Origin of the sequence: Nostoc sp. (assembly GCF_036916575.1) — a bacterium.
GTDB lineage: Bacteria > Cyanobacteriota > Cyanobacteriia > Cyanobacteriales > Nostocaceae > Nostoc.
The window spans coordinates 1-25044 of sequence record NZ_JBALGC010000147.1 but is presented as its reverse complement, the minus strand read 5'-3'; the positions used below and the strand labels follow the sequence as shown (position 1 = coordinate 25044).

The 25044-nt window shown below is 40.1% G+C and carries 23 protein-coding genes; 11 read left to right on the top strand and 12 right to left on the bottom strand.

Translation table 11 applies throughout. From position 1 onward, the window contains the following. The first annotated feature begins 345 nt into the window (after positions 1–345). The 3 genes from V7L29_RS32975 (at position 346) to V7L29_RS32965 (ending at position 3818) form a co-directional block, all read left to right on the top strand. The gene (locus V7L29_RS32975; protein ID WP_334738131.1) at positions 346–1617 is read left to right on the top strand and encodes a ribulose bisphosphate carboxylase small subunit; all 1272 of its coding nucleotides are present in this window, start codon (positions 346–348) and stop codon (positions 1615–1617) included. Positions 1618–1640: 23 nt separating this feature from the next. Further along, entirely contained in the window at positions 1641–1871 is a 231-nt protein-coding gene (locus V7L29_RS32970; protein WP_334738130.1) for a hypothetical protein, read from the top strand. Between the two features lie 225 nt (positions 1872–2096). Beyond that, complete coding sequence (locus V7L29_RS32965) at positions 2097–3818, top strand: ShlB/FhaC/HecB family hemolysin secretion/activation protein (protein WP_334738129.1); 1722 nt, start codon at positions 2097–2099, stop codon at positions 3816–3818. Between the two features lie 164 nt (positions 3819–3982). Here V7L29_RS32965 and V7L29_RS32960 read toward each other — a convergent pair whose 3' ends face one another. Then, positions 3983–6670, bottom strand: a complete 2688-nt coding sequence (locus V7L29_RS32960; protein ID WP_334738128.1) for a two-partner secretion domain-containing protein — start codon at positions 6668–6670, stop codon at positions 3983–3985. Between the two features lie 589 nt (positions 6671–7259). Between V7L29_RS32960 and V7L29_RS32955 the strand changes: the two genes are divergently transcribed. From V7L29_RS32955 to V7L29_RS32945, 3 genes are all read left to right on the top strand, one after another. After that, positions 7260–7565, top strand: coding sequence for a hypothetical protein (locus tag V7L29_RS32955; RefSeq protein WP_334738127.1), 306 nt, complete (start codon positions 7260–7262; stop codon positions 7563–7565). Positions 7566–7743: 178 nt separating this feature from the next. Further along, positions 7744–9741 carry a tetratricopeptide repeat protein gene (locus V7L29_RS32950; RefSeq protein ID WP_334738126.1) on the top strand — a complete coding sequence of 666 codons (1998 nt, stop codon included), beginning with the start codon at positions 7744–7746 and terminating at the stop codon, positions 9739–9741. Then, positions 9705–10352, top strand: coding sequence for a CHAT domain-containing protein (locus tag V7L29_RS32945; RefSeq protein ID WP_334738191.1), 648 nt, complete (start codon positions 9705–9707; stop codon positions 10350–10352). The genes V7L29_RS32950 and V7L29_RS32945 overlap by 37 nt, the downstream gene beginning before the upstream one ends. A gap of 83 nt (positions 10353–10435) precedes the next feature. On the opposite strand, the gene V7L29_RS32940 is transcribed toward V7L29_RS32945, so the two are convergent. From V7L29_RS32940 to V7L29_RS32910, 7 genes are all read right to left on the bottom strand, one after another. Then, on the bottom strand, positions 10436–11191 hold the full coding sequence (locus V7L29_RS32940) for a DUF928 domain-containing protein (RefSeq protein WP_334738125.1): 756 nt from the start codon (positions 11189–11191) through the stop codon (positions 10436–10438). Between the two features lie 44 nt (positions 11192–11235). After that, positions 11236–13197 (bottom strand): sensor histidine kinase, encoded by a 1962-nt coding sequence (locus V7L29_RS32935; RefSeq protein ID WP_334738124.1) that lies wholly within the window; start codon positions 13195–13197, stop codon positions 11236–11238. A gap of 13 nt (positions 13198–13210) precedes the next feature. Continuing rightward, the gene (locus tag V7L29_RS32930) at positions 13211–13966 is read right to left on the bottom strand and encodes a DNA-binding response regulator (RefSeq protein WP_442944308.1); all 756 of its coding nucleotides are present in this window, start codon (positions 13964–13966) and stop codon (positions 13211–13213) included. Between the two features lie 626 nt (positions 13967–14592). Continuing rightward, positions 14593–14979: a DUF2358 domain-containing protein gene (locus tag V7L29_RS32925; protein ID WP_334689974.1), complete on the bottom strand. Its 387-nt coding sequence runs from the start codon at positions 14977–14979 to the stop codon at positions 14593–14595. 75 nt (positions 14980–15054) lie between these two features. Continuing rightward, the gene (locus tag V7L29_RS32920; RefSeq protein WP_334689975.1) at positions 15055–15618 is read right to left on the bottom strand and encodes a leucine zipper domain-containing protein; all 564 of its coding nucleotides are present in this window, start codon (positions 15616–15618) and stop codon (positions 15055–15057) included. A gap of 311 nt (positions 15619–15929) precedes the next feature. Then, entirely contained in the window at positions 15930–16604 is a 675-nt protein-coding gene (locus tag V7L29_RS32915; RefSeq protein WP_334738123.1) for a HupE/UreJ family protein, read from the bottom strand. Between the two features lie 912 nt (positions 16605–17516). Then, positions 17517–19268 (bottom strand): ABC transporter ATP-binding protein, encoded by a 1752-nt coding sequence (locus V7L29_RS32910; RefSeq protein WP_334738122.1) that lies wholly within the window; start codon positions 19266–19268, stop codon positions 17517–17519. A 10-nt stretch (positions 19269–19278) separates the two neighbouring features. On the opposite strand from V7L29_RS32910, the gene V7L29_RS32905 reads away from it, so the two are divergent. Continuing rightward, positions 19279–19467, top strand: coding sequence for a hypothetical protein (locus tag V7L29_RS32905; protein ID WP_334738121.1), 189 nt, complete (start codon positions 19279–19281; stop codon positions 19465–19467). 85 nt (positions 19468–19552) lie between these two features. Here the strand turns inward: V7L29_RS32905 and V7L29_RS32900 are convergent, their stop codons facing one another. After that, positions 19553–20206, bottom strand: coding sequence for a hypothetical protein (locus V7L29_RS32900; RefSeq protein WP_334738120.1), 654 nt, complete (start codon positions 20204–20206; stop codon positions 19553–19555). A 27-nt stretch (positions 20207–20233) separates the two neighbouring features. Between V7L29_RS32900 and V7L29_RS32895 the strand changes: the two genes are divergently transcribed. The 4 genes from V7L29_RS32895 to V7L29_RS32880 all read left to right on the top strand — a co-directional run bounded on the left by V7L29_RS32895 (position 20234) and on the right by V7L29_RS32880 (position 22438). After that, positions 20234–20476, top strand: a complete 243-nt coding sequence (locus tag V7L29_RS32895; protein WP_334689980.1) for a hypothetical protein — start codon at positions 20234–20236, stop codon at positions 20474–20476. Between the two features lie 154 nt (positions 20477–20630). Further along, positions 20631–21629: a UDP-glucose 4-epimerase GalE gene (gene galE, locus V7L29_RS32890; RefSeq protein ID WP_334689981.1), complete on the top strand. Its 999-nt coding sequence runs from the start codon at positions 20631–20633 to the stop codon at positions 21627–21629. Positions 21630–21809: 180 nt separating this feature from the next. Next, entirely contained in the window at positions 21810–21938 is a 129-nt protein-coding gene (locus V7L29_RS32885; protein ID WP_334689982.1) for a type II toxin-antitoxin system Phd/YefM family antitoxin, read from the top strand. 104 nt (positions 21939–22042) lie between these two features. Next, a complete protein-coding gene (locus V7L29_RS32880) occupies positions 22043–22438 on the top strand; it encodes a type II toxin-antitoxin system VapC family toxin (RefSeq protein ID WP_334738119.1) in 396 nt (131 codons plus the stop codon). Between the two features lie 40 nt (positions 22439–22478). Here the strand turns inward: V7L29_RS32880 and V7L29_RS32875 are convergent, their stop codons facing one another. The 3 genes from V7L29_RS32875 to V7L29_RS32865 all read right to left on the bottom strand — a co-directional run bounded on the left by V7L29_RS32875 (position 22479) and on the right by V7L29_RS32865 (position 24798). Further along, complete coding sequence (locus V7L29_RS32875; RefSeq protein ID WP_334738118.1) at positions 22479–23174, bottom strand: hypothetical protein; 696 nt, start codon at positions 23172–23174, stop codon at positions 22479–22481. Next, positions 23149–24396: an urease accessory protein UreH domain-containing protein gene (locus tag V7L29_RS32870; protein WP_334689985.1), complete on the bottom strand. Its 1248-nt coding sequence runs from the start codon at positions 24394–24396 to the stop codon at positions 23149–23151. Before V7L29_RS32870 ends, V7L29_RS32875 begins: the two co-directional genes overlap by 26 nt. A gap of 123 nt (positions 24397–24519) precedes the next feature. Continuing rightward, positions 24520–24798 (bottom strand): hypothetical protein, encoded by a 279-nt coding sequence (locus V7L29_RS32865; RefSeq protein ID WP_334738117.1) that lies wholly within the window; start codon positions 24796–24798, stop codon positions 24520–24522. Positions 24799–25044: the final 246 nt, after the last annotated feature.

Here is a 25044-nt window from a genome sequence, read left to right as displayed (position 1 = left end):
AGTTATCAAGTTTTATTGAAAATGATTATTCAAAAATTGCACAAATTCACCAAAAATCAAAGTTTTATTGGCTAAATTGAATCAGTTAATTTTCTTTATTTAAATATAAAAATTTGTATTAAGTATATAGTTTCATAAATGAATGTTTTGATAAAATTTATTATTTATCAAGGTCTGTCTTTTCAGAAATCGGTAAATTTTATTACTATAATTTACGCATTGACAGAAAACGCTAAATGTAATGATTGGGTTTCAAGCATTCAAAGTTGATTTTTAAGCGATCGCTATCCTCAAAAAAAACTTAACATGAACTTTAGAAGTGTTAATTATTTATAAGACAAGCTCATGGGTTACTACATCGCTCCCCGCTTTCTGGACAAACTGGCTGTCCACATCACCAAAAACTTTCTAAAGCTTCCTGGCGTGCGAGTTCCCGTGATTTTGGGTATTCATGGACGTAAAGGAGAAGGCAAAACATTTCAATGTCAATTAGTCTTCGAGAAAATGGGTATCGAAGTGACTAACATATCTGGCGGCGAATTGGAAAGTCCAGATGCAGGAGATCCAGCGCGGTTGATTCGGCTGCGCTATCGGGAAACAGCGGAACTGATCAAAGTACGCGGCAAAATGTGTGTACTAATGATTAACGATTTAGATGCCGGGGCTGGACGCTTTGATGAAGGCACTCAATATACTGTGAATACGCAGTTAGTGAATGCGACACTGATGAATATTGCTGATAATCCCACAGATGTACAGTTGCCTGGAAGCTATGATTCCACGCCTTTACATCGTGTGCCGATTATTGTCACAGGTAATGATTTTTCTACCCTCTATGCACCGTTAATTCGGGATGGACGGATGGAGAAATTCTACTGGGAACCAGACAGAGACGACAAGGTGGGAATTGTCAAGGGGATTTTTGAATCAGATGGACTGTCACAGCGGGAAGTTGAACAGCTAGTTGATACTTTTGTCAATCAGTCTATTGACTTTTTTAGCGCTTTGCGATCGCGCATTTATGACGAACAAATCCGCAACTATATCCATCAAGTAGGTTTTGAGCAGATATCCTTGAGTGTGGTTAATAGCGTTAAAGGCCCACCAGAATTTAAAAAGCCAAATTTCAGCCTGTCTCACTTAATCGAGTCTGGTAACTTCCTGGTTGGTGAACAAAAACGGGTAGAAAATTCCCATTTGGTTGATGATTACAATCGACTCAATCGGGGTAGAAATTCTCAATCTGCACCACCTGCTGTAACACCAATTAGTCAGCCGTTAAGCAATAGCGCAACCCAAGCAGCAAAAACTAATGGATTCCAGAAACAAGAAGTATCGAGTCCACACTTGACCCTAGAGATACAAGGACAGATTCGGCAATTATTGGCTCAAGGTTACAAAATTAGTATTGAACACGTAGATGAGCGGCGTTTTGGCACAGGTTCTTGGCAAAGTTGTGCTCATAGCCACATCGATGCAGAATCTGATGCAATCTCAAACTTGGAATCAACTTTGGCAGAATATAGCGGTGAGTACGTGCGCTTAGTAGGTATTGATCCAAAGGCCAAGCGACGGGTTTTAGAGACGATTATTCAGCGTCCGAATGGGAAAAATTAGGGGTAGATAAACGAAAAAGAGCGATGTCTACTGACAAGCCCTTTTCTACCTTGAACTGCGCTATCGCAAGACATCGAGGACTCGTTGGCATAGCCTCTCGTAGAGAAGAGGCTGCGCTAACGACGGGAATCGCCTTGGCGCAGCCCAAGGTAAACAAGACTGCGATCGCATCATCATTTACCCCTCTTCTGTCACTTTCCATAGATAAAAATCTGAAATACTTGCTGCACAAGGGTTTCAGTCTAAAGCAATGATAACGTTTATCATATTAGGAAATAAATTCACAAACCCAGTCCCAGTCAAAGTTTTAAACATTCCTTTTGATTTTTGTTTTCGGAGAGTGACAAAAGCGGGTTACAGCGTATTGCAGGTAAATGAAGTACACGGTTAGGGGCACAGCCATGTTCCCTACGATAATCTGTACCTCACCAAGTTGCAATCTGCTGTAGAAATTAAAAAATCAATTCAAAAAAATAAAAATGAATTTATCTCTTCGAGTTAGAGTAATTATTTTAACATTTTTTTCATTGATTAGTAATTCCCATTTGTTATTTGCCCAATCTACACCTCCATCGGGTGTAACTATTCCTCCTAATACTCCTGGTAAAGTCGAACAAACAATTCCCCAACCGACACCATCACCAACTTTTTCTACTCCTCCATTTCCTAGTAATCCCATTCTGTCTCCAAATCCAATTGATAATCCATTGGATACAAATTTTTCCACACGTGAAAGCTTTTTTGTGAAAGAAATTCAAATTATAGGCAATACTGTTTTAAAAGAAGAACTTACCAAATTAAAACAACCGTTAGAAAACCAAAACATCACATTCGAGCAGTTGTTAGAATTGCGATCACAAATCACCCAACTCTACATCAAAGAAGGCTACATCACCAGTGGTGCATTTCTCCTTAACAACCAAAATCTTAACAGTGGTATCATTAAAATCCAAATAGTTGAAGGAGAATTGGAAGCTATAGAATTAAGCGGATTGCAAAGGCTTCAAAAAGGGTATGTGTGTTCTCGAATTGCTCGCGCTACGCAGACACCCCTTAATCAGAAACGACTCGAACAAGCATTGCAATTATTGCAAATTGACCCCTTAATTGCGCGGGTTAACGCCGAACTGACAGCCGGAAGTACCCCTGGAAGCAACATTTTACGCTTGCAACTCAAGGAAGCACCTGCATTTCACGCTGGGATGGAAGTTGCTAATAGCCAATCTCCCAGCATTGGTTCCGAACAAGGAAGTGTATTCATCGAACATGAAAACTTACTGGGTTTAGGTGATAAATTCTACGCTGAATATGGAATTACCAAAGGGTTAAACCTCTACGATATCAGCTACAACGTTCCTTTTAACGCTTTAAATGGAACAATTGGTGTCCGCTATAACAACAGCGATAGTAAAATTATTGAAGACGACTTCCGTGATTTAGATATTCGCAGCGAAAGTCGTACCCTTTCATTTAACGTTCGTCAACCGTTACAGCGCACTCCAGAGAGCGAATTTGCCCTTGGTTTAGCATTCGATTTACGCCGCAGTCAGACATTCTTACTAGATGATATCCCTTTCTCATTTTCCGAAGGCCCCGAAGAAGGAGAATCAAAAATTACAGCAATTCGATTTTCTCAAGATTGGTTACAGCGAGATGCAGATAGGGTTTTAGCTGCGCGATCGCAATTTAGTATAGGTATAAATGCATTCGACGCTACGGTAAATGTTACAGGTACAGACGGGCAATTTTTTACCTGGTTGGGACAATTTCAATGGGTGCAAAGATTATCTCCTCGTGTGATAATACTAGCAAAAATTGACGCGCAATTAACTGGTGACTCTCTACTTTCCTTAGAAAAATTTAGCATCGGTGGAGTTGAAACAGTCCGCGGATATAACCAGAATCAAGTCGTTACCGACAATGGGATAATTGCCTCTATTGAAGCTCGTATTCCCCTGACATCTAACACTAATACCCTACAGTTAGTACCATTTTTCGATTTTGGTACGGGGTGGAATAATAGCGTTAGTAATCCTAGTCCTCAAACCCTTACTAGCTTAGGTTTAGGTTTGCGATGGCAACCATTTCAAGGATTAAATTTACGTGCAGACTACGCAATCCCCCTATTTGGAGTCGATAATAAAGGTGACTCACTGCAAGATAATGGATTTAATTTCTCACTGCGCTATCAACCTTTTTAAGTGTTTGTTTCGTCCTCAGCTTTTACACGAAACATAAAAATGATATTGGGAATTGCCAATATATCTGCTTACCACGGACAACCACCGAGCAGAGACGTTATATGTAATATCTCTGCATACTAATTTATACTTCAATTCAGCAACGTTTCTAGTAGGATGCTTTATCAATTATTTTGGCATTCTCGACTCATTACTAATTGACCATTTGAAAGTCGATACACACCAGTTGGTTCGACAATTGCATCGCCTTTTTTCCAAGGACGCGATGTATTTTCATTATTGACACCACGCACTCTATCTGTGGAATAGTTGGACATTGATACATCACCAGGACGGTTGGGTAAAGCACCTCCACCTGTAATGATAAAACTGTTTTCTTGTTTTCTATTTGCACGGGCTATGCAGCTATTAGCAATGAGTGCGTTGGTGTTGATCGCATTAGTTGGAAGTTCAATGAGGTTATTTTGAATTACGCTGTTGTCGGGGGAGTTAACATTAACAGTTCCTGATAAACCTACTCCCGATCTGGCTGTGATGTATTTCGACACATCGCTGGATTGAGTACCGACAAATACGCCTTGAGCGTTGATTCTTACTCGACCACCGCGAGAGTTATCTGAGTTGGCGCTAATACGGCTATTTTCGAGGGCAATTAATAAATCAGTGTCGATGTTAATGTTACCACCGATGACGTTTTCGCCTGTGGCATTGGCAGTGATCTTGCTGTTGCGACGCAGGTTTAAATTTTGGGTGTTGAGGTTGATTGTCGCTTGTTCGCGGTTGGGGTCTTTATTTGGGCTGCGGGTGTTGGTGTTGAGAGAAGCTTGGTTGTCTAAACGGATGCGCGAGGCGTTGATGGTCATCATACCTGCGTTACCTGTTCCTCTGGCATTAGATAATACTTCCGCACCATCTCGTACAAGTAACTGAGGAGTGTTAACTTTCATATCTCCTGCATCTCCAGAACCAAGTGTACTGGTAGCAACACGGCTTGCAAGATTGGGTGAGCGTCCCACAACTTCTACAGAATCTTTGGCATTTATGATCAAATTTCCTCCACGACCAGATTGATTACTTGTGGTAGTAATATATCCACCATCGTTAATGCTCAATTTTCTTGTATTTATAGTCAATTGTTCTCCATTACCAGCACCGAAAGCACTGGTTGTTAATCCACTTCCTATGAAATCTAATTTTTCTGTTAGTGGGTTAGTAAACGTTGTGATACCGCTTAAATTAACAAAGTCTGAAGCATTAACTAGTAAATTTCCACTATTACCACGTCCCGATGCTTCTGTACCAATTTTTCCACCGTTGGAAAGTGTAAGCGATCGCGTTTTCAGTTCGATATTTCCACTATCACGTTGACCAGTGCTGGAAGATGAAATTGACGCCAAACCATTTAAGAAAATTGAGTCATCAGCAACAACACGAATGTTGCCACCCCTTCCCTGATCAAGGTTTGAAGAACTTAGAATAGTATTATTTCCATCAAGTATAAGATTTATCGTTTTAATTTCAATATCACCACTAGGTTGACTATTCACCCTACCAAAAGTAGATGCAGAGGAACTGCTGGAAATATGACTTCCATTGTTAAGTGAAATATATTCTTGAGCTTTTAAGGTTATCTTTCCACCTTCTCCTATTCCAATATTGTCAGAATTAATGAAAGATTGGTTGCTTAAATTAATATTTCGAGATGCAATTGTAATATCACCAGATCTACCTACAGGATTGAAGATTCCACTGGTGGTAATAACACTATTATCGAGGCTGACATCATCTTTTACATTTAAAATGATATTTCCTCGGTCTCTTGGTCCATTACTATCAATTAGACTTTGGTTTTTCAGACGAATAGATTGGGCATTAATGGCAATATTTCCAGTACTACCCAAAGAATTTTCCAAACCCCGACTTGTCACATCACTAATATTATCCAGCGTCAAATTGCCAGTTGCATTAACGACGACATCTTCTCCAAAGACACCAATTGTACCTTCCCCAGCTTGAAGTGTTGAACTAATAAAACTATTCCCATAAAGGCTTATATTACGACCATTAACAGAAATTGCACCTCCTCCAGTTGTAAAAGCCAAGGAATTATTTTTCAGGAGAATATCTCCTCTCGATAAACCTTCTGGAAAAGCTAACTGCATTTGATTTCCGCTACCAATCAATTCAACAGTTCCCGTTCCTGCAACTGCACCTAATTCCAAACGATTTCCTACCGAACCAGCAAAACTACCATCAAATGTGATATCCCCACCAACTAGGTAAAAACTTCTCGGTATAGTTATTCCCAATGTTTCAGCTTTACGACTACGGTTGATTATTTCGCTGCGGTTAATTTGGTTAAAAAATAATGCACTTGGATTAATTGTCAACAGTTGCGGTACTTCTGGATTTGTCGCACTAAAATTTCCTCTCTCCCCAAATGCGATCGCATTAGCTGTAGTCGCTGCAAACGAACCTTGTAAATCCAAACTCGCATCCTGACCAAAAATAATTCCATTGGAATTTATCAAGAATAAATTGGCATTAGAAGCAGCTATATTACCGTTAATAATCTGGAAAGTACCCAATCTACCCAATATCTCAGAGCGGTTTCCACCCGTTACCCTTGCCAAAATATTTTGGATATCTGCACTAGGACTCAAAAAATAAGCACTACGTCCCTTGCTGACGTTAAACTCTCGGAAACTATGAAATAGGTTAATTTTGCGAGTTGCACCACCAGTAATTACTTCAACTGGTAAACCATTAAGATTAAAATTAGTTACAACTTTGGAATTTTCAGCTCCTAATGTGTTGTCAGGTGCGATCACCGAAGGCGGGGCTTCGCCCATCGCACTTTGGGCAAAAACAGGAGTTTGAACAAATGCGACTATTCCAAATAAACTCCATATACTTGCTATTTTCAAACACAGATTGAAGAATTTTTTGTTGCTCGCAGTAGTTTCATTAAAAGATTGTATCGTTCTCAATGGGGATAGTTGCATAATAATAACTTGACGCTGTAGCGATCGCGTAACCATAAGCTGTGATTAAAATAATTAATTTTATTAAGTAGTATATCGCTATTTACAGAAGAGATTTGTAATTTTCTCTTGGTAAGGATTGATGACAGAAATATTTTGCTTATTTGGGATTGCAGTTTTATGCAATCTACTTGGCTGAAATCTGCAACTATGTGAGCAACAAGTTGAAGGATTTATTTTGAAAATCAGTTTAATCTAGAAACTATCAGGAACGATTAATAAACAAAAGATACCAAATTGAAAGGATTTAATCGTTTTCCAACCACTGTGTTTATTTCCAATTCTTTCTAGTAGCAATTCCATTAAATAACTTTAATGTCAATATTTGTTGAGTTAGCCGGAATTGTCTCTAGTTACTGCCAACGTCTTAATTTTCTAAAAATGAGGTACATTCACCATGACTTTGCATTTCAATCATGTTAAAAGTTTACTAGCTTCTTTGGCTATTTTCGGAATTTCTTTGAGCATACAAATGCCAGCAAATGCACAAACGATTACCCGCGAACAACTTGATCAATTTTCACTACAAGAAGTCATAATTTTTAGGAACGAACAATCGCGGCAAGCGTATATTGTGGTACAAAACTGCTACAATAGCCCTTACATAGCCAAATCTACTTGCTACGCTCAATATTTACAGTATACAAACTTAATTGCCAATTTAGATACTTATATTGCTCAAAGGCAAGTGATTGGGCGATAAGAAAAATTCTAGGGCAGCGTGTGCTGCCCACTCATACGTTGCTACAGGATAAAGCTTAATATATTGCAGGAGTTAGGCTGTGTCAAATTGCGATTGCCAATTGAACAAGCGTCGATTTCTCGGATTTCTCTTCTTGTGCAGCTTCATATTTTTTACTTGGTTCACTCACGTACCTTTGATGAGAAATATCGTAACTGCACAAACTGCTGATATTAGCCAACAGGTGGAACAAGGTGTTAAAAGTTATGAAGCAGGAGATATTCGAGGTGCTATAGAGACTTGCCAGAAAGCTTTAGATGCTTATAAAAAAGCTGACAATGCTAAGAATGCAGCAATTGTCAGCGAAAATCTTGCTAGGGCATATCAGCAATTAGATGATACAAAAGAGGCGATCGCATTTTTCAATGAAGCAATAACCTACTATGGTGCAGCAAAAAATTTGCCCCAAGTAGGACGAATACTAACGGAACTAGCGCAGACATACAACAACCAAGGACAAGCAACAAAAGCAATTTCCTTATTGTGCAGTAATAAATTTGATATTAAGTCAGATAAAAAACAACCCTGTGAAGTTAATAGTGCATTACAAATTGCTTTTACAAACAAAGATAGTCATACAGAAGTTGCAGGATTGGGTATTTTGGGTGAAGCACTGCGTTTAGTGGGGAATTATGATTTAGCGATTCAATATTTAGAAGATGCAGCAAAAGTTAAAGATTCTGGATACGAAATTCTCATTAATAACAGTTTGGGAAATGTCTATGTCAATTTAGGACAACTTTGGTATATACGGGCAAAGTCCGCAGAACAAACTAATGGTAACAAAGCAGGAGAATTTCAACAAAATGCCATAGAATATTTTAACAAATCAATCAAATATTTTAATATTAGTCTGGAGTTAGCACACAAACAAAATAATTTTCTTGGTCAACTGCAAGCTTTACTCAACACAATTAAAGTTAGTTATAGAAGCCACGATTTTAATCTTATCCTTAGTGCGACAGTAGATGATAAAATTCAAAAAGCTGTAAGTTTAACTGACAAAGTTACGGATTCCTCTACAAAAGCCTACGCGGCAATTGATTTAGCTTTATTACCAAGTGATTTCAAAATTACTTCTTCCATTACCCAATGCTCAAAAACAGGTGAGTTAGGTAAACTATCAAATACAGAATCTATTAATATTTTAAATAAAGCAGTTACTGTCAGTCAAAAAATTAAAAATTCTCGTGTTGAATCATATGCTTACGGTGCATTAGGACATTTCTGGGAATGTCAAGGTGATGAAGTGCGAGCACTCAAGTATACTAAGCAAGTGTTAATAGCAGCAGACCAAAAATTAGCAGCAAAAGATAGCTTGTATTTATGGGAATGGCAAGCAGGAAGAATCTTGAAAAAGCAGAATCAAGAAAAAGAATCACTAGAAGCATACCAAAGAGCATTTAAAACTTTAGAAGCAATTCGCAGCGACATTATTACAAGTACACGAGATGTTCAATTTGACTTTCGTGATGTTGTTCAACCTTTGTACCGCGAACTGGCAGAATTTCAGCTTCAGCAAATATTGCAAGCCTCGGTGAAGTCAGATATATCAAAATCTGGTGTATCTAATGCTTTAGAAACAATTGATTCATTAAAATTAGCTGAATTACAAAATTACTTTGGTGGTGATTGCATTGTTAATGTACTCAATCCTCAGAGAGTAGATGAAATAATAGATAAGAACACCGCAGTTTTGAGTTCAATTATTTTTGATGATAAGATAGCATTGCTGCTCACCTTACCGCCAAGGAAAACTCAACCAGGAGAAACGTTGGTTCGTTGGGTGCAAGCAAGCAATAAAATCATCCAAAAAGAAGAATTACAAAAGCAGATTAAAGCATTTCAAAAGTCACTAATTTTGGGTCAAGCTCGTCCTGATGGCTACGATCGCACTTTAGCAAGTCAACTGTACGATTTGATAATTCGTCCTTTTGTAAAAGATTTAAAAGCAGCAAATATTCAAACATTAGTATTTGTTCAAGATGGCTTTCTACGTAGTATTCCAATGGCTGCACTTTTCGATGCTCAAGCACAAAAATATTTAATCGAACAATACGCAGTTGGAATAACTCCTAGTATTCGCTTGACTTTGCCAAAATCGAGCGATCGCCACATAGAAAAAGCTCTAGTCTAGGTTTAACGAAAGCAGCAATTATAGATCGACAAGAATTTCAAGCATTAGATTATGCTGAGAAGGAAATCGAAGCCGTTAAACAAGTTTTTCCCAATAGTATATTTTTTATTGATGCAAAATTTGCTCCAGAAACTTTGAGAACAGAACTAGGTAATAAAAACATTTTCCCTGTTGTTCATATAGTCAGTCACGCGCAATTTGGAACAATTCCTGAAGATACATTTATCATCACTGGAAATAACCGGAAACTCACAATTAGCGAACTCGAAGCTGCTTTAAGTAACCTTCGTGGTAAAGCAAATACGTTAGAATTATTAGTACTCACAGCCTGTCAAACAGCACTAGGAGACGATCGCGCTACATTGGGTTTAGCTGGAGTTGCATTACAAGTTGGTGTTAAAAGTGCAGTTGCTTCATTATGGTCAGTCCAGGATAAATCAACAGCGCTTTTAATTGCAGAGTTCTATCGTAATTTAAAAAAGCCAGGAATGACAAAAGTTGAAGCTTTACGTCAAGCACAAATTAAGATGATAAAGTTAACTGGAGAAGAATCGGAGTTTGCAAGTCCGGCATTTTGGTCGCCGTTCATTTTGATTGGTAATTGGGTTTAATTATCTAGAGATATTGCAATGCAACATCTCTAAAAATAACGCGATGTCTGACGACAAGCCGCGGAGCGTCTACGCAATCAACGTTATTGCTGATAAATCAGTTGCAAATTCTTGATGCGCCTATTAATTGTTTCGCTGACATTAGGCTGGTCTTCTATGCTTTCATGCTCAATTAATTCTTGAATTAAATTAGAACCTAATTCTCCTAATTTATCCTGACTGGAATATTTAAGTGCTTCTGCAAACGCATCATACCAAAGTCCTTGCTCTGCCAAATCGGCAACTTTTTGAGTTGAATTATTAGTAGATTTAATGCTTCTTTTAAGTGGCAAAGGTCTGTTCACAACTTCAAACTCTGCACGTACAAAAGTTAAACCACTTGGACAAAGCATCGAAATTTGCCAGAAATACTCTTTTCCTACCGTAAGTTGCGGTTGCGTAGAAGAAACTACAAATTTATTCACTCCTGGTAATGAATTCAATTTCTCTGTTTTCATTACTATCTGCGGTTTTTGATTTGGCTTTAACTCAAACAACATAAAATCAACAGTACGTGCTGTTGACATAAACCACGCAAATGTAGGACGCTTGGATGCAGTTTCACCCACATAAGTCTGCGGTGCTAGTAAAGTCAGAGGAATTCCGATATCACCAGGACAACCTCGCGAACCACCACGACCAGAGTATTCTCTAGGAGTTTTGCGAGTGCGGGGTTTGAATTTTGCATTCGCTTCTGGTATAGTCCACAAAAACAAGCTTAAAGTAAAAATACTTACCAGTCGGCGTTGGTTCGCTTTTGAAGACAACGATTGAAACAACGAAAAATTACGAAGTTTCATAGATATTTCTTAGTTTTTTGTGTTGATGTTAGTTAATTATCAAGCTAGGGAATATGAAAACTTTTTAAAATCCAAGATTTAAAATCAGGTTTTTGAGTATTTACTTGCTGGACATTTGTAGTTAATTTCCAAATCAATTTACACACTGTACCTCCTGGTTTGACAGTCTCGCGTTTAAAGCTTCCGTTTAATTTTCTGGCAAGGCTTTGAGACTGTTTTGTACCTTTGTTTTCGCTGAGTGCAGTTAACCCAGAACCATCATCTTTGATACAGAGTGAGTATTCCCCGTCTACGCAAATCCCAGATGCTTCTATACACTTTACTCCTCGTGCATGTTTACCCACATTACACAAATTTTCTTCTAAAAATAAGCATAGTTCCCTCTTGAGTTCCATACTTAAGTATTTATCATTAATTGGTTCAAATGTGCGCGTTTTTATTTTAAGAGTTTTTAAATATTCTAGATCGTCGCGTTTGAGAGTGCTGGAATATACTTCGTAAAACAAATCGTGTATCTGACGATTTAAATCTATTTTTAATCCACTTCCTAATCTTAAACTTTCATGAGTCGTCAGTGCTTCCACCCTTAAATACTCACCAATTTCACGAATCTCAGAATTGAGCTTTTCAAACTGATAAATTAATGGCTCATTGGGTAAATTCTGCTTCCTTAATTGTTGTAATCCGTTGGCGAGGGTTTGCAATGGCCCATTATGAATAAGATTAAATGTATATTCAATTGTGCGCTTTTGTTGGTCATTTTTTTCACGTAAAAGTTTATCATGCTGAAAGAATGCAAATGCACTCAATCCCACACCATTTATTGCCAAAGTTAGCAAACTTGGAACCACGGGAACCCAAACTCCCCACAATAGCAAACTGATGTAACCACTACCAGCAACGCACAAACCCACTACTGTTACAGCCAACAGATTTTTCATAATAGATTGGGTAAAGCGTCCAATTGCGATCGGAGTAATTCCCCAAATTATTATCCATATATATTCCCAAGGTTCTGCCCAAGATTTGAACATCGGGCGATTGTTTAAAACAGCATTAACAATTTGGCTAGTTACGTGTGCGTGGTACTCAACTCCATATATTTGACCAGTTATTTTCCTTCCAGGAATTGCTAATGTATACAAATTATCTCCTACACTAGGAGATAAATTACCAACAATAATAATCTTGTCACACAACCAACTAGGGTCAATCTTACCTTTTTTGGTTTTATCTGTTTTAATATCATTGAGTGAAAGAATGCGAAATGGCTGATTTTGGCGCCGAAAGTTGATTAATATTTGTAGTTCACCTGTACTTTCTTGATCAACATATCCACTAAAATTTGGTACTACACGGGGTAATTCAGTATTACCAAACCGTATTGTCTCTGGGTCTTTTTTAGCATTTTCATCATTGATTCCCCGTGATTGTAAGTAAAATTGAGCGAGTTTAAAACCTAGAGAAAAACGGTCTTCTTGAATATTATTGGGGTTTGGTGTCCATAAAATATAGCGTCTATTTTTGCCATCATTATCACTGTGAATATCTACTATCCCAGTCCTTTCTTGAGGAATAAAATTTGGTGCTGGAATCTGAGGTTTCTGAACTTTTTCGATACCAAATATATTTGGATTATCCTGAAAAGTTTTCACAAGTTTATTATAACCTGGTTCAACAGGAACGTTCTTGAAAAGGTCAAGTCCGATCGCACGAGGTTTGTAAGTTTCCAGCTTGTTTAGTAAATCTGCAATTTCACCATCGGGTATAGGATATCGTCCGGTTTTAGCAATATCATCTTCATCAATACCAATAATTACCACATGTTCATCAACAGATTCGGGTGGACGCAGACGTAAAAATGTATCGAATAACATCCATTCTAGAACTTGTAATGAACCAGCCATACGAGCAAAGATAACCAGTATCAACACAATAATTCCTGGCAGTGCTGCATAGCGCCATATTTTTAATTCTGTAGTAATTTTATCCCAATCTCTAGGCATTTACTCTCATCTCCTAATCAATTAATCCTTCTTCACGCGCACGGATTTCTGTTTGGATTCTCAAACTTTTTCCACATTCCTTACAGTCTTCCGGGTACACACCAAGCACATCCTGGATTTTCGTCCAGTAATTACGAATAGCACGTTCAGATTTATACATACGGTCAGCTATAGGTTTATCCATCAATCCTTCGTCAAATGCCAGACGCAAAACTTGCAACCATTCTGGTTTCAATTCAATTGCTGTTTTAATATCTTTAGTATGGGTTCCCCCTTGAAGTGCTAAACTCGTGCGGATTAACATTTCCGATTCGGGCAAATTTTTATCTGCGATCGCAAATCCCCCTTGATGGTTGTCGATTTCATGTTTTATCCGCACCAAAGCTTTAACATAACTGCTTTGTACCAAAAAACTCTGCTCTGGATATTGTTTGAGTAGCTGCTTGATCAGTTCAATTCCAGTATCAGTAGTCGCAGTAATTCCCTGGCTAGCAGGAATCGATAAATCTACCACAATCAAATTTAAAAGTGCTTTTTCTTGCTCTATATCTTCCTGTTTTGCTTGAATCTGAGCTATTTCTTCCAAAGCATCTCGTGCAGTTTTAACTTGAAGAAATTCCGTGTCTGGATATTGCCGCTTCAATACATCGAGGGTTCCAGTTAAAATCATTTGGTGGTCATCAACAACCAATATTTTTTTTGGTTTTAAGTTTTGAGACTCTAATTGTATTTGGTTCATTGCTAATTTATTCAGATTAACTTCAACCATAATTTCTCTGCTCTCACGTTATAAATTGGTAATTAAATACTTTTGTTCAGGTAAGTACAGATGAGAATAGTTGCTATTTGGATATCTTCTTTAACTAAATGTTAAATCAAGATATTTGTATGAATTCTGTAACTAAATAATTTTATTTTTAGATTATTATGCAGCAAATAATACAAAAAGTTTTATATTTTTGACTGCCAATTTTAGATTTTAGATTAAAGAACAAAGAACTATTTGGTTCACCGCCCCCTTGAGGAAGTCAAAGGTCAAAGGTCACTCATTCAAAATTAATTAATTAATTACTTTTGACTTTGAGCTTCTTCGAGTGTGGGCGGAAAAAATCCTCTCATCCTCTCATCCAAAATCCAAAATTGATTGACTCCTGCTTAATCTTACCCTCGCAATTACTGGTTTGTAGGATAGATATTAATATTTATCTCAATAGTTTATCGGAGAAAAACTTAATAGTATATGCAGAAAAGTGCATTTTTACTAAAGATTATTGAGATGATTTTTTAGTCTATTGATAATAGAGTACTCTTATTGACAAGATGCGGCCGCTCTGAGCATACCCTTGCAGACAGAGGGGAGAACAAAAGGAGGAAATTAGAGCAAGCCTTAATTGTTTACATTTTTGCAGCAAAGAAATGCTGCTTTACCACGTCTAAGCGTGAACAATGCCAATAATCGACATGGGAGACAATCAAACCATCAGAGTTAAGACCTAATTCACTCCAACCAGGAATAGAGATTCGTGGTTTCCAGGGGAGAGGGGTGTTCCAACTGAGTGTCCACTCAGTTTTTATTGCGTCTCCTAAACGTTGAATGTTATGTAAGTCCATTTTGGGATCTAAAAACACAGTCTCGATGAAATTAATCATCAGTTTGTAGCGTTTAACGCCACGAAACTTATTCAGTGGGTCTTGAAAATAAACATCTGGAGCGTAAATGCTGTAAGTTTGATTTACTGGGAATCTTTGATAGTCTTCTTTGAGGATTTCAATGATATCCATGATGAATAGGTATATCTGTAAATTGGTTTGATATGGAAACGTGGCGTGGATATAAATGCCTATTAAAAATTTAAATCAACCCTCATTCCATAGGCGTTCTAACCGACGCCGCCAAACAGCTAGAACTTCTTCTCGCGCCTCTGAGGTTTGATTTATTTCGCCCATTAATCCTTCTGCGTAAAAGCGTTCCAAGCTTTGCATAGTAGCTTGCAGAGATTGTCCTTGTTGTTTTGCTGCCTGAATAATTTGCCGCATACGGCTTTCAATTAATCGATTAAAGACATTATTTAATCCAGCCTGATGGAGAGATACAAGTCGGTTAATTGCATTGGACAAATCTGCACTCACTAAAGTGCCACTGTTATGTTGAAATACCCCCCAAATTACCCCTTCATGCAAAGCGTAACGTACTTCCTGAGTGTCATCAAAGTTGGCTTCTAGGAACTGTTCTAAAAATGGTTGCCCTGACTCTGCGGGCACAATAGGCAGTAAAACTCGCAGCCAAGTATTATCTTCGGAAAGCAGCACCAACAGCCGAAAACTAGAAGTGTCTACTTGCCACGATCCAGGAGCGTTCGCATTAATAGTTGCTGTGTCAAATAATTCTCTTAGCGTAGCCGCAATTTCTTCAGGTGTCATAAGCTTTAATTAGATATAGCCTCTAGATTAGCGCAGAGGTGCATCAGCTTATTCACTAAAATGCTGTGCTGCTTGTGGACAACTTCCAGAGGTAAAAGATTTCCAACAAATAAATTATCCAATCTTGTGAGGTAGGCACAAAAGCCCGCGTTTGGCTACGGGCGGGCGAGACGCCCACCCCACAAGAAGTAGTTGAGTATTTTTTATTTGGAAATCCCTGAAGTTTCAGTTACCATGAACACGCAGTGGAGGCGCACAGCTAAGTGTACGCCCCCACAAATCAATGTATTCCACTGAATTGAAATAGTGATTTAAATTATTGAATTGCTCAAAAACACGATGCCGATCGCACAGAAAGCAAAGCCAGCAATGCTAATTTTCCAGGGTAAAATTCGGTTTATTTCTCCCATACCCATCGCACCACCAATTTCTCTGGCACTCATGGCAACCGCAAACAGAGTTAAGGTAATGCCTAGTATATAGGCAACTAGTGGCATTATTCCTGTCCCAATAAGAGGTTCCGCATCAGCGTAACCCTGAAATAAACCAGCACTAACGCCCACCAAAGCAAGTACCATAAAGTTTGGTTGATTTGGCATCATCAGCATAGTACCAAAAACGATGGTAGAAATGGCGATGGCTATCTCTGTGCCTGGTAAATTTAGCTGGAATAAATGAATTACAATGCCCAAGACTGCTGCTAAGACAAAACATCCAGCGATTACAGCGCCATGAACAAACACAGATGAGAGTAAGCCAATAGCAACAATACCAGCTAAACAATCCAAACCAATTACTGGATCTGCCAGTCCCCAGAGAAAGCCTTCCCAGGGGTTAGAGATGACATGATCGACTGGTGTTCCATTCAATGAACTTAGTAAGCTAATTAAAATTAGAGCTGCGATCGCCCCAATATGGCGATACATTAACTTCAAGGTGTAAAACTCCCCCGAAGCAGGGGATTCTGATAATTTAGTTTTGAACATTACCATATGCCAAATTAGTTTTTTCGGTAATTTATACTACCCACATACCTAAAAAAACTAACGTAGTAATCACGCCAGATTACACTAGCTTCATCAAGTTATGCAAAACCACGATTATTGCAAAAGTCTTCTGATAACGGGCTGCGTAGCTTGCCGCCGTAGGCATCGCTACCAGTAATGATTAAGACTTGACATTTAAGACGGTATCTAATCGGCCGCAAATGTAGCCGTGATTTTCTTTTATCCTGGTATTTCTTCCCAAGTGGGATGCTCACCTTTACCCAACTTAAAACTTATCTTAACTGAACTCTATTAGGAAAAAGACTAATCTAGAAAATAGGTTCAATTGAAGTTCAGGATAACAACGGGCCAATCAATGATAACGTTGTTAACGCCAACCAGACTTACCAAAAACTGATTACTGCGCTTAAAAATATCGGTAGTCCAGCATACGACTTTGTTGATATTGCACCCAGCGACGATCAAGATGGTGGAGAACCTGGAGGCAATATCCGTGTCGGTTTATTGTTTCAACAGATGCTGTGGCTATGGATAGACCAAATTACCATCAAACAGACTTGATCAGAATCGGAATTTTAATGATGAACTCTGTGCCTTGAAGCGGTGCAGAAACACACTTAAGTTGACACCTATGGGCAATGCCGTGTCCCGATAAAAATCTGTGGTTCAATTAACTTACAGCTATTTTCAGGTAAATAGACCACGCTCTACGGGCACAGCAATGCTGTGCCCCTACAACAGATGTGGTTCAAATACATGAAAACTGCTGTAAAATAGCTGTAATGTTAAATATTGTACTAGTACAGCACAGCGTAAATAAGCAGACCATTGAAAAGCCCTAAAGAGCTTATTTCATAATACTTTTGAATGAGTGACTTCCGCCTTGCGGTACTAGTGCAGTAATTCCTCAACTTGATGCTGACTCCACAAAGTTCTGTACAGACCCTGTTGTTGCACCAGTTGTGAATGATTGCCTATCTGAACAATTCTTCCTTTTTCCATCACAAAAATTCGGTCAGCAGCTGCCGCCGCCGATAATTGATGAGTAATAAAAATTACTGTTTTGCGCTCTGTACCACCAGAGAGATTTTTGAGGATTTGCGTAGCTGTTTGATTATCCACACTAGAGAGGGCATCATCCAAAATTAACACTGGAGCATTAACCAGCATCGCCCTAGCTAAGGCAGTACGTTGTCGCTGACCGCCAGAAAGAGTAATACCGCGTTCACCAACAAGAGTTTCGTATTGCTGCGGAAAATTGTTAATTTCTGATTCAATTTGGGCAAGTTTAGCGACAGATTCTACCTGCTCTTGTTCGCAAAGTGGATCACCGTAGCGGATATTATTTTTGATTGTAGTGCTAAATAGAAAGCTATCTTGAGGAACGTAAGCGATCGCACTTCGTAAAGAAGCCAAAGCTATCTTAGTAATATCCAGCCCATCTAAAAACAATTGTCCTGATTCAATATCTAACAAACGTGGCAAAGCATTCGCCAAAGTGGATTTCCCCGAACCAATTGCCCCAACAATTGCCACGGTTTCTCCCGGATGAATGGTAAAGTTAACATTTGCTAAAGCTGGAGTAGTGGAACCAGGATAATTGTAGGTGAGATTTTTAGCTGTCAGTTCCCCTTTAAATTCTGCCACTGGTAAATGTATAGCATCGGCTGTGTCTTGAATTTTCGGTGTGACAGAGAGAATAGATTCAAGACGGTCAATACTAACCTCACCCCGTTGGTAAGCAGTAATTGTGAATCCTAAAAGGGCAGTAGGGAAAACTAGACGCTCTACATAGAGTAACAGTGCTAAAAAGTCGCCAACCTCAAGGGTCCCAGAAGACATCCGGGCTGTCCCTAGCCAAATGATTACCAGCGAACTGATATTAGCTAGCCCGCCAATTAGCGGAAACAGTGTATTTCGGCTTTTTGCCAATTCCAAGTTAGCAGCTAATAGCTGCTGATTTTTCTTAGCAAAGGCTCGACGCTCGTTTGCTTCTTGGGCATAAATTTTAATCAAGGCAATGCCACTGATATCCTCTTGGATGAGTTCGCTGATGTCAGAGAGTTGCTCTTGGACTGCTGCTTGTTGTTTGCGTAAGCGATCGCTAAACAGACTCACCAACAAGAACATAAAAGGGTACACTGCCAGGGAGGCTAGTGTAAGATCCACACTAATCGCCAGCATTACTGGCAGTGTCAGGGCGTAGGCAAACACCGTATTTGCCAAACTCAAAACCGCAAAACCCAATAACCGCTTGATATTGTCTACATCACTGGTAGCTCGACTAATCAAATCACCAGCAGTATTACTGGCAAAATAAGCCGGCTCTAACTTGAGTAAGTGTTCAAAAATCCGTTGTTTTAGGTCAAATTCCACCTGACGCCCTACCCCAAATAGCCAAATGCGGGATGCCATCCGCATTAGCCACATCGCCGAACTGAGCAAGACAATGATAACTACGTAATGTAGTATTTGGTTCCAGCTGAAGGTTGTCGAGAGTTTATCAACACCAGCACGAATCAACCAAGGGATATAAACGCCCAGTGCATTGACAGACAACAAAGCGAGAATCCCCAAGGACACTTCTTGCCAATAGGGTCGTAGGTAAGCACTGAGTTTAGCGATTCGTCGAGATTTTGCCATTAAAGCAATTTTGCAACTTTATCATCCTAGATTAACTGCTAGTCCAGAAGGCAGCTATGTAGAGGGAATATCGCTTTTAATTTACGCTTTTGTTACCTCTTTTAACTGGATAGTTATTGCCCTTCCCTTTCGCCCAAAGCCGAATGGTAAGGTCTACTTAAACTCTTGGTGTTCTGGTGGCAATCACAGCCTCAATTAATCTAGCTACTAGTACCGCTACCCTGTGGGGAATGCGGTACTAGGGCGTGGTCTTGTCACCTTTTTAGTTTTTCTTTTTTACTTTATTACCGCTGAACACGCAAGAACCTGTAAATTTCAAAGAGATAAGTTTCCCAAGTTCTGGTTGTCAATTGCAACGTTTCCGCATTCGGTACAAAGTCTTCAAGACGTAAACCGCGGGCGCGAATATCTTGAGGACTTCCTTGTAATACATAGGGAGGCACTCTCAAATTATAAGAAAAAATGCGATCGCCTGTCACATCTGAGATGTTTGTTGTGGTGGTTGGTTGCCCTAGTGCCACCAGTGTCCCAGATGTTGGTGCAGCAGTTGCTACATAGGTTTCACCTGACATTGCTAGAGGTGCCCGATAAAGTAAATAAGCGACTGCTGGTGTACTTGCTAACAGCAGAATCGTCAGTGCCCAACCGATCAAGTATCCTCCTGGTTTGTCTATCCCGCCTCCTTTGATTCTCTGAGCTGCAAAAATCATTAGTAAAACAGAGGCTCCTAGAGGCTTAAGTGGAAAAGACAGCAGCCTCGATAAAGACGCTACAGCTGGTTCATTGGGGTTAACAAATGATAGGGCTATGATTACCAAGATAACGACTAAGATCAATCGCCCGACAAAAGTTCCAGAGGGATAAAATCGCTGGAACAGAGAATATACGATAGTGCCAATCAGCAGCCACAGCAGTACCCGACTTAGCAATAGAAACATAGATTAACTCTCAAATTTTCTGGTGCGGTGAGCCAGTGTGGTGGTGAGGCAGTCCGCTTTGAACGGGGTTTCCACGCCACTTCTTCAACCGGAGGAACCCTAGTTGAAGAAGTGGCTCCCCAAAAGGAACTGCTATGTATGGTTTCCCTGAATAAAACAACTAGAGACTTCTTAGCGATCGCGACGCTAGGAGCGTCACCCGTAAAGGTCAAACTAGAGGTTTCGGGAAATGGATTTATTTTATTGTCAAGTTGTAATCGCACTGTTTGACTTAAAATATCTCAAACCTCACACCCAAAGACTACCGTCGTAGTGATTTTAGTGCAATTTTTTGACACTGCGTCTATTATTTATAATTTTCCAGAAGAGTAATGTGACACCGGTAAACTAAATTAATTGAGTAATCCACTCAAAAGGAAAAACTATGTCGCCTGGAAAGCCTACGATTTTGGTAACGGGGGGAGCTGGATATATTGGTTCTCATACAGTGCTTGCTTTGAAGCAAGCGGGTTATAACGTTGTCATACTAGATAATCTGGTCTATGGGCATCGTGACCTGGTAGAAAGGGTTTTAGAGGTAGAACTGATAGTAGGGGATACAGGCGATCGCGCCTTGCTAGATCACCTATTTAAAACCCATGATATTGCGGCTGTGATGCACTTTTCTGCCTATGCCTACGTAGGAGAATCGGTGACTGACCCGGCTAAATATTACCGCAATAACGTCCTTGGTACTTTCACCCTGTTAGAAGCGATGCTGACGGCATCTGTAAAGAAATTTGTTTTTTCTTCTACCTGCGCCACCTATGGTGTACCGGAATTTGTACCTATTCCAGAAACCCATCCCCAAAATCCGATTAATCCCTATGGCGCTACAAAGCTGATGGTAGAGCGGATTCTCTCTGATTTTGATGTTGCTTACGGTTTCCAATCAGTGCGTTTCCGCTATTTTAATGCTGCTGGTGCTAATCCCAGTGGCTTACTCGGCGAGGATCATAACCCAGAAACCCATTTGATTCCCTTGGTGCTGATGACAGCTTTAGGCAAACGAGAATCCATCTCAATTTTCGGCACCGATTACCCCACGCCCGATGGTACTTGTATTCGAGATTATATTCACGTTAACGACTTAGCAGATGCCCATATTTTAGGATTGGAATATTTATTAAAAGGTGGCGATAGCGAAGTTTTCAATTTAGGTAATGGCAGCGGTTTCTCTGTCAGAGAAGTAATTGCAGCAGCCGAACAGGTGACAGGAATTTCCATACCAGTCGAGGAACGCGATCGCCGTCCTGGCGATCCCCCAATTCTCATTGGCACCAGCGAGAAAGCCAGAACAATCTTAGGCTGGCAACCTCAGTACCCATCGATCAAAGATATTGTTGCTGATGCGTGGCAGTGGCATCAAAAGCGACATCGGTAAAAGAAATTAAAAGTAAACAATTATAAGTGTTGGGGGAATTGCAGCCGCCAACACTTGTATATTATTAACCAGATTACAAGGAAGGCAGACAGAAAGGGTAGACACGAAAATGTCTCAAGGCAGTTGCACAAAGAATCGCTTAGAATTAAGGCGTAAAAGCGATCGCACAAAATTTGCCAGATGAAGTACCTCAATATTCAAGACACAGACACTACCTTCACAGCGCTACTTGATGAGGTGGCAGCGACTCAAACTGAAGTTGTGGTTACTCGTGATGGCATTCCAGTTGCTCGCATTGTGCCTTGTTAAGCAAAACGAACTTCTACTGATCGCTACCCATTGCGAGGAATGACGATTGTGATTGCAAAAGATTTTGACGAATCTATGCCGGAACTTTGGGAAACCTTAGGCGAATGATTTTGTTAGATACTCATATTTGGCTTTGGTTACTGCACGATCCAAGTCAGTTATCGAGTCAGGCGCAAGCCGCAATTGATTCAGAAGAACCACAAAGTGGCTTGCTGGTGTCTGCTATTTCAGCATGGGAGATTGCAATCAAGTTCAGTATTGGAAAACTAACGTTACCCTTGCCGATTGATGAATGGTATGCGTTGGCGCAAACACACTCAGGCATTATCATAGAGTCTTTAAATCCTCTAGATGCGATCGCTAGTACACAGCTACCAGATAATTTTCATAAAGATCCAGCAGACAGAATTCTAGTTGCGATCGCCAGGCAATATAAAATTCCTCTGGTAACTTGTGATGCAAAAATTATGACCTACCCTCATATGCAAACGATCTGGTGAACTGACTCACACAAAAAAAGACACAAAGAAAGATGTCTCCCTACTCCCCACTCCCTCTCATGCTTCGTAGTACGACAACCAAGATGCCGATAAATCCGAGGATTGGGAGTGCGATCGCCCAAAGTGGTAAATTCTGAGATTCACCTTCTCCTAAATCGCCATTGACATCTCGCTGATTTTGTGTATCTTGTGTAGACCCGCCTGCCACAGTAACTTCAAATTTGAACTTAAACGGTTTGAATCTTGCCCCAGAGACTGGTTTACCATTTAGTTGCAACTCATAAATACCTGGCTTGGGAAAGACAACTTCCGCACCTGGGATACCTTGATAACGTTCAGCTGCCACAGATTCTAACTGTGGTTCTAGGAGTGGTGGCTCTCCGGCTGCATAGGGTTCGGCATAAACAGCCAATTGACAATTACACTGTGCCAAGGGAATCACCTTTCCACCTTTGCGGGTAAGTGCAAACCAGACTTGGGAGGATTCTCCAGCCCGGGGGTTATCATTTGGTTCAATGTGGAGGGTGCCACCGACATCTGCTGCTACTTCTACCTGATGAGCAGCAGCAGGGTAAAGATTAGTTATTGAAATGACTAAGCAACTCAGGAATAATAAATACTTTATTGTTCCTTGATGCCAGGAAATGCCTTTGAATGGGTAATGTCTCTGTTTTTGACTCGTTGGGATGGAGCCAGAAAACAAAGATAATTTACCGCGATTTGGTTGGGGGAACATAAAACTTTTCTACGGCTAACTTTGACCAAAAAAAGCGCGAACGTACTAGCAAGACACCAAGAGTAACAATTCCCATCAGTACTGCCGCTAATTTATTTCCCCAAGTTGATTGCAAGGAACCCAGGTAATGGGAACCAATCAACACAGCATGAATTGCACTCAAGAGCAAGGCTGGCACACCCAATAGATGAATCTGTCGCCAACGCTTGCCCAAAGATTTCTGCAAGGATTCCCAACTCGTAAAAGCGGCGGGGGACATTAATACCAATGCTACAGCACCCGCAGCCATACCCCACTGAAATTCTGGCGGCATAAAATCAAAAGCGGCAAAATTCCATTGCAATGAGTGTTCTATCATGTGAGCGGTGTGAACCACAGAAAGCACAAAAGCTCCCACCCCCAAGGCGCGGCGGTAACGCAGTGGTGAAGCCCACAACCCACTAATGGGACGTGCAATTAACGCCAAAATTAAGCAAAACAAAGCGGCGTGTCCGGTGTAATCTACCATTGTGTCACCAGTCCGCAGCAAGGTGATGACGCCAATGGTGAGTGTCACCCAACCACCTAATCGAAACAACTGACTGCGCCTGTCTTTACTTACCAAAGAGGTGGAGACGCCTACACCTAGCATCGTGGGCAGGGTTCCCAGTCCAAAAGCCAACATAGTTGCCCCACCCATCCATAAATTGCCAGTTTCAGCAGCTTTAATTTGGGCAGCATACAGGAAACCACAGGGCATTAAACCCCAAGTCATTCCTAAAAGCATTGGCGTCCACCATTTGATTTTGAAGGAAAGTTTAACCATTGCTGTGCTGAGGCGATCGTGTAAACTACCCTGCAAGAGGGGATGTAACACGGGAATGCGCGGCAGCAAATCGGGTTTTACTTGTCCTAAGCCAAACCAAATCAGCATCACACCAGTTATAATTGCCATCCAGCGCCGGAAGTCGCTGCCAACACCCGCTAGCTGTCCACCTTGCAGCAATACCGAACCTAGCGCCCCAATGCCAGCACCGACTAGAGCATAGCTCAACATCCGCCCCAAGTTTAACAGGAGATGAAATTTTAATTGCTGTTGCCAAGTGTCGGACTTTTCTAAAGATGATGTCCGTTTCGGCTGATGAGACAAGGAAAACGCCACTGTTAAAGGGCCACACATCCCAAAGCAATGCCCAAAACTCCCCAGGAACCCCAGGATTGAGATAAGCAACAAATCTAGCATAAAAAAAGTCCTGAGTTCTGAGTCATGAGTGTAAAAATAAAGATTTTGAAGAATAAAGAAGAAATTGTTTTCTCTTCTTCTTTGCTCAGTACTCAGTACTCAGCACTCCTCTAGTGCGGCACTTTAAATGAAGTTGCGCTCTCCGTCAAAAGACAAGTTGTCAAACTTGATATTCACTTTAAAAAAGTGGCAAGGGTAGTTATATAATTTCCTGTTCATATAACGTCTTACTTCGGCTCTATGCCACAATATTCTTTGGGCAACAAAGCCAAGATAAACTAAAAACTCAGTATGCCATTTTGCAATGGTTTTGGGAGATTCAGAACGGGCTGCTAAACTGCTCGAACATATTCGCGATCGCACCCGCTTTCTTGGCAACAGAATCATTAAGTCAATTTTCACGAAAGGAAGTTGCACCTATTGCCAATGCACTTTTTGGTAGTATTAAAAGTAATATTGTACTCAGTGAATCTCACAAATTATTATCTCTTAATCCAACAATAGTAAATATAAATCTTCTGTGAGAAAAGTTACAAACATGGCAGAATAAGAAGGGAGCATCCCACTTTTTATTATTCCTAGAAATAAAAATAAAAGGTGAGATGGTAGAGGTGTAATGCGTGCGCTTGTTTTGATAGGAACTGCCAT